Origin of the sequence: Mesorhizobium sp. M1A.F.Ca.ET.072.01.1.1, from assembly GCF_004023325.1 — a bacterium.
GTDB lineage: Bacteria > Pseudomonadota > Alphaproteobacteria > Rhizobiales > Rhizobiaceae > Mesorhizobium.
This window is the reverse complement of the sequence record NZ_RZSF01000038.1, coordinates 21,311-33,321: the sequence shown is the minus strand read 5'-3', so window position 1 is coordinate 33,321 and position 12,011 is coordinate 21,311. Positions and strand designations below refer to the sequence as shown.

The window sequence follows — 12,011 nt, the reverse complement described above, 5'->3', positions numbered from 1 at the left end:
GTCCTTCACCGCTCTTGCCACCGCCTATGCCGGCTCCGATTTCTCGGTGGCGAGCGTTTGGGAAAACTCCCATTCGCTGCAGCCGATGATCTACAAGATCACCGGCACCTGGGGAAACCACGAAGGCTCGATGCTGCTCTGGGTGCTGATCCTGACCTTCTTCGGCGCGCTCGTCGCTGTCTTCGGTTCCAACTTGCCGGCGACGCTCAAAGCCAATGTTCTGGCCGTGCAGGGCATGATCGGCGCCGCCTTCTTCCTGTTTATCCTGGCGACGTCCAATCCCTTCATCCGGCTGAACCCGGCGCCGATCGAGGGCCGCGATCTCAACCCGATCCTGCAGGACCTCGGTCTCGCCATCCATCCGCCGCTGCTCTATCTCGGCTACGTCGGTTTCTCGATCTGCTTCTCCTTCTCGGTCGCAGCCCTGATCGAAGGCCGCATCGACGCCTCCTGGGCGCGCTGGGTGCGGCCCTGGACGCTGGTCGCCTGGATGTTTTTGACCGGCGGCATCGCCATGGGCTCCTACTGGGCCTATTACGAGCTTGGCTGGGGCGGCTTCTGGTTCTGGGACCCGGTCGAGAACGCCTCCTTCATGCCCTGGCTGGCCGGCACGGCGCTCCTCCATTCGGCAATCGTCATGGAAAAGCGCTCGGCGCTGAAGATCTGGACGCTGCTGCTTGCCATTCTCACCTTCTCGCTGTCGCTGCTCGGCACCTTTCTTGTCCGCTCTGGCGTGCTGACTTCCGTGCATGCCTTCGCCACCGATCCGGCGCGTGGCGTCTTTATCCTCTGCATCCTGACGCTGTTCATCGGCGGCTCGTTGGCGCTGTTTGCGCTGCGCGCTTCCACCCTGACCGCAGGTGGCCTGTTCCAGCCGATCTCGCGCGAAGGCGCGCTCGTGCTCAACAATCTGTTCCTGACCACGGCGACCGCGACGGTGCTCGTCGGCACGCTATACCCGCTGGCGCTTGAGGCCATCACCGGCGGCAAGATTTCGGTCGGCGCGCCCTTCTTCGACCTGACCTTCGGCCCGCTGATGCTGCCGCTGCTCGCCATAGTGCCGTTCGGTCCGCTGCTTGCCTGGAAGCGCGGCGACGTCCTTGCCGCCTCGCAGCGCCTGATGGCGGCCTTCGGGCTGGCGATCGCCGCGATGCTGGTCACCGGCCTGTTCGTCGATGGCGCCTCGGTCTTCGCTGCGCTTGGCGTCGGCCTCGCCGTCTGGCTTGTTGCCGGCGCGCTGACCGACCTTGCCGTCAAGTCGGGCATCGGCTCGGTGGCGCCGGCCGTCATGCTGAGACGCTTTGCCGGCCTGCCGCGCTCGGTCTTCGGCACCGCGCTTGCCCATCTCGGCCTCGGGCTCACCTTGCTCGGCATCGTCGGCACGCTTTCGTTCGGCACCGAGAAGATTCTTACCATGCGCGCCGGCGAGACGGTGGAACTTTCCGGCCACACGCTGCGCTTCGAAGGACTGTTTCCTCAGAAAGGCCCAAACTTCACTGAGGAGCGCGGCCGCTTCCTGCTGATTGGCGCCGATGGCAACGCCGATGGCGAGATCACCTCGGCTAAACGCTTCTATCCGGTGCGGCAGACGGTAACGACCGAGTCCGGCATCAGGACGCTGGGTTTGAGCCAGCTCTATCTGTCGCTCGGCGATGAGGGCAAGGACGGCTCGGTCGTCGTGCGCCTGTGGTGGAAACCGTTGGTGACGCTGATCTGGGGCGGCGGACTGGTGATGATGGCGGGCGCCGCCATGTCGCTGCTCGACCGGCGCCTGCGCGTTGGCGCCCCGGCGAGGCGCCGCAAGCCGGCCGCCGCTGCCTTGCCCGCGAGCCCGACATGAAAGCGAAGTTTTCGCTCGCCCCGCTGATCCTCCTGCTGGCGTTGGTCTTCGCTGGCGCGGCACAGGCGGTGAAGCCCGATGAGGTGCTGCCCGATCCGGCGCTGGAGGCTCGCGCACGCGCGCTTTCCGAAGGCCTGCGCTGCATGGTTTGCCAGAACCAGTCGATCGACGAATCCGACGCCGATCTGGCCCGCGACCTGCGCATCCTCGTGCGCCAGCGCCTCGTCGCAGGCGATACCGACCAGCAGGTGATGGATTACATCGTGTCGCGCTACGGCGAGTTCGTTCTCTTGAAGCCACGCTTCAGCCTGCGCAACGCGCTTTTGTGGGGCACCCCGGCGCTTTTGCTTCTGGCCGGCGGCATCTTCATCGTGCTCAGCACCCGTTCACGCCGCGCGCCGGGCAGCACGCTCAGCGCCGAGGAACAGGCGGCGCTGGACAAGCTGCTGCGCGATTAAAGCGCCAACATTACGAAATTTTCATATATCGGAAATGGCGCCGTAATGTGCGCCTCACTAAGTCTCTTTTCCGAGGATGCTCTCCTGAGCGCATCCACTTCGAAAGAGGAAACGAGACCCATGAATATTGCCCCCGATTCATATTCAAGCACCCGCAAGCGCCTGATGGCGGCTGTCGCGTCCCTGGCCGTCATTGGTGCGGTCGGCGCAGGCGCGCTTGCCACCGGCACTGCGCCCGTGCTGGCCGATGCTGTGCGTGTCGAGGCTCCGCAGGTTCCGAGCTTCGCCGACGTCGTCGAGCGCGTCTCGCCGGCGGTGGTGAGCGTCAAGGTGAAGGCCAAGATCCAGCCGACGGCCGATGACGGCTCCGACGATCAGAACGGCTTCGACAACCTGCCCGACAATCCGCAGCTGCGCCGCTTCTTCAAGGAGTTCCGCGGCTTCGGCGATCAGGGCGGCCAGTTCGGCATGCCCCGCTTCAATCACCGCAACCACGGCAATGGCGAGCCGCGCCCCGTGGCTCAAGGTTCGGGCTTTTTCATTTCCGAGGACGGCTACCTCGTCACCAACAATCACGTGGTTTCGGAAGGCTCCGACTTCACCGTCGTCACCAATGACGGCAAGGAGCTCGACGCCAAGCTGATCGGCACCGATCCGCGCACCGACCTCGCCGTGCTGAAGGTCGATGGCGGCGGCAAGTTCACCTATGTCGACTTCGCCGACGACTCCAAGATCCGCATCGGCGATTGGGTCGTCGCGGTCGGTAACCCGTTCGGCCTCGGCGGCACCGTCACCGCAGGCATCGTTTCGGCCCGCGGCCGCGACATCGGCGCCGGCCCCTACGACGACTTCATCCAGATCGACGCCTCGGTCAACCGCGGCAATTCGGGCGGTCCGACCTTCAACCTCAACGGCCAGGTGATCGGCATCAACACCGCCATCTTCTCGCCGTCGGGCGGCAGTGTCGGCATCGCCTTCGACATTCCGGCCTCGACCGCCAAGCAGGTGGTCGAAGACCTGATGAAGAACGGCTCCGTCCAGCGCGGCTGGCTCGGCGTCGAGATCCAGCCGGTCACCTCCGACATCGCCGAGTCGCTCGGCCTGAAGTCGGACAAGGGCGCGCTGGTTTCGAGCGCGCAGGACGCTGGTCCCGGCAAGAAGGCAGGCATCGTCGCCGGCGATGTCATCACCCAGGTCGACGGCAAGGACGTCGCCTCGCCGAAGGAACTCGCCCGCATGATCGGCGCTTATGCGCCGGGCAAGTCGGTTGATGTCACTGTCTGGCGCAACGGCAAGAACGAGACGGTCAAGGTGGACCTCGGCACACTGCCTTCGAGCGACAAGCAGGCCTCGAACGAAGACGGCAACAAGCAGGCGGCTCCCGCCAAGGCCGATACGCTTGCCGATCTCGGCCTCACCGTCACCAAGTCGGAAAACGGCAAGGGCCTGGTGGTCACCGATGTCGATCCGGACAGCGATGCGGCCGACCGCGGCATCCAGCCCGGCGACGTCATCACCTCGATCAATTCGAACGAGGTGAACACTACCGACGACGTTTCCAAGGCCATGACCGATGCCTCCAAGTCGGGCCGCAAGGCCGTGCTGATGCAGATCACCCGCGACGATAGCAACCGCTTCGTCGCGCTGCCGGTCGGCAAGGGCTGATCTGAGAGAGCGGTTCAATCGCTCCTCGAGAACGCAGAACCGCTCTAACTCCCTGTTTGACGCAATTCCGGACGGAAATCCGCTTCACGCCTTTCCTGGAATTGCTCAGCGACTTTTCCTTGCGGCGGTTTCAACACCCCCGAGCCGCCGCCGGGAAAACATGGGGCCGAGCACGTCAGTCAGTCACCGTGTTTCGCTCCTGCGGCAGCGGGTTTCCCATCACCCGCTGCCGCTTGCCAAGCACGGTGCCCGCAACTGGGTACCGGTCTGGGATCACGACATGCGGCTGGCGAACGCAAAGGCGCTGAGTCATGGCTGCCCCTCAACCTTCCAGTGAAATCGCGTATAACGGCTCCATGAAGATTCTCGTCATGGAAGACGACCGCGAGGCTGCGGACTACCTGCAGAAAGCCTTCGCCGAGGCGGGCCACACCGCCCATGTCGCCGGGGACGGCGAGACCGGCTTCGCGCTTGCCGACGCCGGCGACTATGACGTGATGGTGGTCGACCGCATGATGCCGCGCCGCGACGGGCTGTCGGTGATCGCAGCGCTCCGCTCGCGCGGCAACACCACGCCGGTGCTGATCCTGTCGGCGCTGGGCGAGGTCGACGACCGCGTCACCGGGCTGCGCGCCGGCGGCGACGATTATCTCACCAAACCCTACGCTTTTTCCGAATTGCTTGCCCGCGTCGAGGTGTTGAACCGTCGCGCCGGCGCCCGGGAAACCGAGACCGTCTACCGCGTCGGCGATCTCGAGCTCGACCGTCTGTCGCATTCGGTCAAGCGCGCCGGCCGCGAGATCACGCTGCAGCCGCGCGAGTTCCGCCTGCTGGAATATCTGATGCGCCACGCCGGCCAGGTGGTGACGCGCACCATGCTGCTGGAAAATGTCTGGGACTATCATTTCGATCCGCAGACCAACGTCATCGACGTTCATGTCTCGCGCCTGCGCGGCAAGATCGAAAAGGGTTTCGACAAACCGATCCTGCACACCATCCGCGGCGCCGGCTACATGCTGAAAGGCGGCTAGAGCATGATCCCAAACCGAAAGTCAGGGAACGTTTCGGAAAAGATGCTGCAACAAGGGGTTACCGTGCAGCCAATCGTCATCCTGATCTAGGCGCACATGGCTCTTTCCCTGCCGGCCATCATGAAGACGACGGCGGCCCGGCTCTCGGCGCTTTACCTTCTGCTTTTCGCGCTCTGCGCCGTGCTGCTCGTCTTTTACATGACGTCGCTCTCGGCGCGCATGCTGACGGCGCAGACCCAGGACACGATCAATGACGAGATCCTCGGCTTGGCTCGCGCATACAAAAATGGCGGCCTGCCGTTGCTGGTGCGCGTGGTTGAAGCCCGCTCGCGCCAGCCTGGCGCCAACCTCTATCTGATCGCCGACGCCAACGGCCAGATCCTGACCGGCAATGTGCAGAGCCTGGAGCCGGGAATCATCGAAACCGAGGGCTGGACGACGGAGCCCTTTTCGTACCATCGCTTCGGTGAGGGCGAACTCGACCGATTGCGTGGCGGCGGCACCGATCAGAGCCCGCCGTCCCCGGGCGACAGCAGCGCTCGGTCGGAAGGCGAGGAAGGCCACAACGCTATCGCGCTGGTGCTGCGACTGCCCAATCAGATGATCTTGCTGGTCGGGCGCGATCTTGGCGAGCCCGAGCGCTTCCGCGCCGTCATCCGCCGCGCGCTGATGTTGGCGCTAGGCATGATGGGGCTCGGCGGCCTCTTGATCTGGTTCTTCGTCGGGCGCGCCGCGCTGAAACGCATCGACAGCGTCTCCGACGCAAGCCGCCGCATCATGGGCGGCGATCTTAGCGGACGGCTGCCGGTGACCGGCGCCGGTGACGAATTCGACCGCCTGTCCGAAAACCTCAACACGATGCTTGCCCGTATCGCCATGCTGAACGAGGGGCTGAAGCAGGTCTCCGACAACATCGCTCACGACCTGAAGACGCCACTGACCAGGCTGCGCAACCGCGCCGAAGCCACCCTTGCCGGCAAGCGCAAGACGACGGACTACCGTCAGGCGCTGGAGGGAACGATCGCCGAGTCCGACCAGCTCATCAAGACCTTCAACGCCATCCTGATGATCTCGCGGCTGGAGGCCGGCTATTCCTCCGAGACAACCGGCCCGGTCGACCTCGCCGCCACGGTGAGCGATGTCGTCGAGCTCTACGAGCCGGTGGCGGAAGAGGCGGGCGTCATGCTGGAAACCGCGGTGCCGGAAGCGGTGACCATCAACGGCAATCGCGAGCTGATCGGCCAGGCACTGTCGAACATCGTCGACAACGCCATCAAATACTCGACCGGCGCCGCCGAGAGCCCGAAAGTGCGCGTCACGCTGGAGCGCATCGGCGGCGAGGTCAAGCTCGCCGTTTCCGACAATGGCCTTGGCATTCCCGACGATGCCGACCGCGCCAGGGTCACCGAGCGTTTCGTGCGGCTGGAGAAGAGCCGTTCGCAGCCCGGCTCGGGTCTGGGCCTTAGCCTCGCCAAGGCGATCATGACTTTCCATAACGGCAGGCTTGATCTTCTGCCCGCCAATCCCGGATTGTCCGTAGTCATGAGTTTCCCGGCCCGGGAGACGCATTGATGGCGGCCAGGATGGCAAAAAAGAAGATCGACACGGAATGGCAACTCCAACCGACGCTGGCGCTTCGCCCGCTCGGCGGCGACCATGCCCGGCGGGAATTGTCCGAGATCGCCGACGCGGCCGAGCAAGACGGCCTTCCGCGTCTGGCCGCGTTCCTCGCCGGCAAGGGAGCACTGCAGGAATTGCTCGCCGCCATCTTCGACCTGTCGCCGTTCCTGCGTGATACGGCCCGCCGCCGGCCGGCCATTCTCGACACGCTGTTCGACCAGACGATCGAAGCGCGTCTCAACGAGATCGGCGAGGCGGTCGATCGCGCTGCGCGGGCCGACAATGTTTCGGAATCGAGCCTGATGATGGAACTCAGGCAGTTCAAGGTCGAAGCGCATTTCCTGATCGCGCTGGCCGATCTGTCCGGCGAGGCCGAAACCGCGCTGACGGTGCGCCGTCTGAGCGACCTGGCGGATGCTTGCACACGCGCCGCCGTCGATTTCCTGCTGCTCGACGCGCACGGGCAGGGCAAGCTCAAGCTGCCCCATCCGGAAGACCCGGCGCGCGGCTCGGGCTGGATTGTGCTCGGCATGGGCAAGCTCGGCGCGCATGAGCTGAATTTTTCCTCCGACATAGACCTCGTCGTCTTCTTCGATCCGGAGGCGCCGGCGGTGGTCGATCCGCTCGATGCGACGGAGCTGTTCTCGCGCCTCACCCGCCGTCTCGTGCGCATCCTGCAGGACCGCACGGAGCATGGCTATGTCTTCCGCACCGATCTGAGGCTGCGCCCCGATCCCGGCTCGACCCCGCTGGCGATCCCGGTCGAGGCGGCGCTTCGTTACTACGAGGCCCGCGGCCAGAACTGGGAGCGCGCCGCCATGATCAAGGCGCGGCCAGTGGCCGGAGACCTTGCCGCGGGCTCGGCCTTCCTCAAGGAATTGCAGCCCTATGTCTGGCGGAAATACATGGACTACGCCGCGATCGCCGACGTCCATTCGATCAAGCGCCAGATCCATGCCCACAAGGGTCACGGCGAGATCGCGGTGAAAGGCCACAACGTCAAGCTCGGCCGCGGCGGCATCCGCGAGATCGAGTTCTTCGTCCAGACGCAGCAGCTGATTGCCGGCGGCCGCTTCCCGGAGCTGCGCGGCCGCGAAACGGTGCCGATGCTGGACGCGCTCGCCGTGCGCGGCTGGATCACCGCCGATGCGCGCGATGCGCTCACCCGGCAATACTGGTTCCTGCGCCGTGTCGAGCATGCCGTCCAGATGGTGGCCGACGAGCAGACGCATGTCCTGCCGGAAGAGGACGAGGAGCTGGAGCGTATTGCGCTGATGCTCGGCTTCACCGGCGAGGCGGAATTCGCGGAAGCTTTCCGCGCCTCGCTGCAGCAGGTCGAACGCCATTATGCGGCGCTGTTCGAGACGGCACCCGAACTGTCGGCCGGCGTCGGCAATCTGGTCTTCACCGGTGATGTCGACGATCCCGACACGCTGCAGACCTTGCATCGCCTGGGCTTTCAGCGGCCGAGCGACATCTGCCGCGTCATCCGCGGCTGGCATTTCGGCCGATACCGCGTCACCCAGTCGGCGGAAGCGCGCGAGCGGCTGACGGAACTAACGCCGGCGCTGCTGAAAGCCTTCGGCCAGACGCGCCGCGCCGACGAGGGGCTGATCCGCTTCGACGAGTTTCTCGCGGGGCTGCCGGCTGGCATCCAGCTCTTCTCGCTTTTGCAGTCCAATCCGGCACTGCTCAAGCTGATGGCGACGATCATGGGCGCCGCCCCGCGGCTCGCCGCCATCATCACGCGCCGCCCGCATGTGTTCGACGGTCTGCTCGATCCGGCGTTGCTCGCGGAACTGCCCGACCGTGCCTATCTCTCCGCGCGGCTTGCGGCTTTCATCGAGGGAGACCGAGCCTATGAGGATGTGCTTGACCGGCTGCGCATCTTCGCCTCCGAGCAGAAATTCCTGATCGGCGTGCGGCTGCTTGCAGGCTCCATCGATCCCGGGCGCGCCGGTCGCGCCTTCTCGGACCTGGCCGACCTCACGATTGAAGCGGCGCTCAACGCAGTCATCGCCGAGTTCGCGTTGCGCCATGGCAGGATTGCCGGGGGCAGGGTCGCGCTGCTTGGCATGGGCAAGCTGGGCAGCCGCGAGCTCACTGCCGGCTCGGATGTCGATCTGATCCTGCTTTATGACCACGATGCGGATGCGGAAGACTCCGATGGCGAGAAGCCGCTGGCGCCCTCACACTACTACACCCGCATGACGCAGCGGCTGATCGCCGCCGTCTCGGCGCCGACGGCCGAAGGCGTCCTGTATGAGCTCGACCTTCGCTTGCGCCCCTCCGGCAACAAGGGGCCAGTCGCCACCCATGTCGACGCCTATAAGAAATATCAGCGGCAGGATGCCTGGACCTGGGAGCATATGGCGCTGGCACGAGCACGCGCCATCGGCGGTGACGCAGCGCTTCGCGCCGAGGTCGAGGACGAGGTTGCGGCGGTTCTCGCCCAGCCGCGCGACGGCGCCAAGGTGAAGGCGGATGCCTCCGAGATGCGGGCGCTGATCGACACGGAAAAGCCGCCGCGCGATCTCTGGGACATCAAACTGATCCCCGGCGGCCTGATCGACCTTGAATTCATCGCCCAGGTCGCGGTCATCACCGGCGCGGTCGAGGCTGGCAGGCGGGCAACCGCGACGGCGGAAGTGCTGGCGCGGCTGGCCCCCGGTTACGCGGCGCCTGATGTTCGGCAGGAGCTTTGCGAGGCCTGGAGGCTCTATCTCGCGCTGACCCAGATGATCAGGCTCTGCCTTACCGGCGAGTTCCAGCGCGACGATGTTCCGCCGGGGCTTTCTGATCTGCTTCTGGCGGCCACCGACCTGCCGGATTTCGGCGTGCTCGAAGCGCATCTCAAGGAGACGTCGCGAAAGGTTCGGAAGGATTTCGAGCTTCTGCTTCGCGCGGGAGCGTCGATCTCGCGAGGTTAATCCACGCGTCATTCCTTGGCGCCGGCGTTTCGAATTTCAGCGCGCCAGCTAAGCCGCCACCTTGACCATGGGCGGCGCCTTCTTCAGCGGGATGCGCACCGACACGATGGTGCCGATACCTTCGGTCGAGCGAATCTTCAGCGCGCCCCCCTGCAGTTCGGCGAGCGAACGCGAGATGGCGAGGCCCAGGCCGGAACCGGTGTGGTTCTTGGAGAACTGGTTCTGCACCTGCTCGAACGGCCGCCCGAGCTTGCTCAGCGCCTGCTTCGGGATGCCGCAGCCATTGTCCTCGATGGTGAGCACCAGCGCGCCTGAGGCGCTGCGCGCCCTGACCGTGATCTTGCCGCCCTGTCCGGTGAACTTCACCGCGTTGGAGAGCAGATTGATTGCGATCTGCTTGATCGCGCGGCGGTCGGCGTAGAGCCGCATCGCATCGGCGATGCGCGTCTCTACCGTGATCGACTTCTCCGCCGCCTGCAGCGAGATGACGCGAACCGTTTCCCTGATCAGCGGGCAGAGGTCGATTTCCTCGCGGTCAAGCGAGAACTGGCCGGCCTCGATCTTCGACATGTCTAGAATGTCGTTGATGACGCCGAGCAGGTATTTGCCGCTGCCGTTGATGTCGCTGGCATATTCCTCGTAGCGCTCGGAACCCAGCGGTCCGAACAGGCCTTGCTGCATCAGCTCGGAGAAGCCGATTATGGCGTTGAGCGGTGTGCGCAGTTCATGCGACATATTGGCGAGGAATTCGGACTTCGCCCGGTTGGCGGCCTCGGCGCGCTCGGTTTCCTTCATGTATTTGCGATTGAGCTCGACAAGCTCCTTGGCGCGTTCCTCCTCGGCCCGGCGGGCGAGGCTAAGATCGTGGATGGTCGCCATCAGGCGGCGCTCGCTGTCGACCAGCTTTTCCTGATGCAGCTTGATCTGGGTGATGTCGGAGCCGACCGAGACGATGCCGCCGTCTCTGGTCCTGAGCTCGTTGACCTGCAGCCAGCGTCCGTCGGCGAGCTGGCGCTCCAGCGTCACACCGCCATGCGGCCCGTTGGCGTTGGCCAGCCTGCGCTCCGAGGCGAAGGCGAGCATGCGCTCCTCCAGCATGTCGCGGGTTGCGCCCGGCATCACGTCGCGGTCCGAGAGCCCGTTGTCCTGCTGGAATTTGGAGTTGCACATGATCAGCCGTTCGGCGGCATCCCATAGCACGAAGGATTCGTTGATGTTCTCGATCGCCGTGCGCAGCCGCATGTCCGCCGCTTCCGAGCGCAGCGCGAGATGCCGCTGCTCGGTGACGTCGACGGCGATGCCGATCAGCTGGATCTCGGGCGCTTCCGGGTCGATCACCTGGGCGCGGGCGCGCATCCACACCCATTGGCCGTCGGCGTGGCGCATGCGGAACACCTGGTCGATATGGTCGATCTCGCGCTCGACGATGCGGTTGGCGAGCTCGAAGAGGTCGCCGTCGTCGGGATGGATGATCTCGTCGACCTCGCCGAAGGACAGCATTGTGTCGCAAGGCTCGTAGCCTAGCATGTCGTACATCGAGCGCGACCAGTACATCTTGCCGCGCACCATGTCCCAGTCCCACAACCCGCAGCGGCCGCGCACCAGCGCCATGTCGATGCGCTGATGCGCTTCGAGATAGATGCGGTCGGCCGCCTGGGCGCGCGCCGCCTGGCCGAAATAGGCGTAAAGGATGACGATCAGCACGCCGGCCGTCAGCACGAACAACGTGACGTTGAGCGACACCGTCTTGCGCCAGCTGTCGAACACCGCCTCCTTGGGCACCAGCACCGCCGCGGCGTTGTTGCGGTCGCCGGTGAGGCTGACGGCGGCGAACCAGTCCTTGCCGCCGATGCTGACATCCATAACGCCGGCGCGGTCGCCGAACATGAACAGCGGCTGGCCGCCGAGCACGAGGCTGTCCAGCGAGCGTCCCTGCCAGCCGGTCGACAATGGCGATACCGCGAGGATCTTGAAAGCGCCGTCGGTGATGGCCAGCACGTGGCTGCGGCCCATGGCGCCCTGGCGGCTGGTCTTCTCCAGAAGGTCCGTCGCATTCACGCCGGCTGCGTTCGGGTCGGCCGCAATCGCCTGTGCCATCTGGCCGGCGGCTAACGCCAGCACCGACTTGGCGTCGCGTTCGACCTCGTCGCGGTCGTTCACCAGCGACAGGAAGCGCAGTGCGGCGATGACGATCAGGAAGATGATGATCAGTGCGGGGATGGAGCGGCGCAGCAGCGGTTCCGCCGCCAGCAGCCGCTGGTAGGCGGGTTCGGCGATCAGACGCGCATTGCCGGCAGGCCCGCCGCTCCTTGCCTCGCGACGCGCAAAAGCTCTCCCTCCGGGCGCGCCCCACGCGTCCGTCTTGGCCATAAATGGCACTCCCCGATTTGCCGCATACTTGACGATCCGGCTACGCCGCACGTCCGAATCGTCAATAAGGAATCAAAGGTGATTCGCCTTGTCCAGA

7 protein-coding genes are annotated in these 12,011 nt (G+C 65.2%); 6 read left to right on the top strand and 1 reads right to left on the bottom strand.

The annotated features are described in order from the left end of the window. From EOA32_RS08515 to EOA32_RS08490, 6 genes are all read left to right on the top strand, one after another. The coding region (locus tag EOA32_RS08515) for a heme lyase CcmF/NrfE family subunit (RefSeq protein WP_145971277.1) at positions 1 to 1,840 on the top strand (1,840 nt) is incomplete at its 5' end. Continuing rightward, positions 1,837 to 2,298: a cytochrome c-type biogenesis protein gene (locus EOA32_RS08510; protein WP_128371466.1), complete on the top strand. Its 462-nt coding sequence runs from the start codon at positions 1,837 to 1,839 to the stop codon at positions 2,296 to 2,298. The genes EOA32_RS08515 and EOA32_RS08510, both read left to right, overlap by 4 nt. Before the next feature lie 120 nt (positions 2,299 to 2,418). After that, positions 2,419 to 3,963 carry a Do family serine endopeptidase gene (locus tag EOA32_RS08505; protein WP_095823709.1) on the top strand — a complete coding sequence of 515 codons (1,545 nt, stop codon included), beginning with the start codon at positions 2,419 to 2,421 and terminating at the stop codon, positions 3,961 to 3,963. A 356-nt stretch (positions 3,964 to 4,319) separates the two neighbouring features. Next, positions 4,320 to 4,994, top strand: a complete 675-nt coding sequence (locus tag EOA32_RS08500; RefSeq protein ID WP_066997584.1) for a response regulator transcription factor — start codon at positions 4,320 to 4,322, stop codon at positions 4,992 to 4,994. A 96-nt stretch (positions 4,995 to 5,090) separates the two neighbouring features. Continuing rightward, entirely contained in the window at positions 5,091 to 6,566 is a 1,476-nt protein-coding gene (locus EOA32_RS08495; RefSeq protein ID WP_128371465.1) for a HAMP domain-containing sensor histidine kinase, read from the top strand. Further along, on the top strand, positions 6,566 to 9,544 hold the full coding sequence (locus EOA32_RS08490) for a bifunctional [glutamine synthetase] adenylyltransferase/[glutamine synthetase]-adenylyl-L-tyrosine phosphorylase (protein ID WP_189407007.1): 2,979 nt from the start codon (positions 6,566 to 6,568) through the stop codon (positions 9,542 to 9,544). Before EOA32_RS08495 ends, EOA32_RS08490 begins: the two co-directional genes overlap by 1 nt. Positions 9,545 to 9,592: 48 nt before the next feature. Here EOA32_RS08490 and EOA32_RS08485 read toward each other — a convergent pair whose 3' ends face one another. Next, entirely contained in the window at positions 9,593 to 11,914 is a 2,322-nt protein-coding gene (locus EOA32_RS08485) for a PAS domain-containing sensor histidine kinase (protein WP_128371463.1), read from the bottom strand. Positions 11,915 to 12,011: the final 97 nt, after the last annotated feature.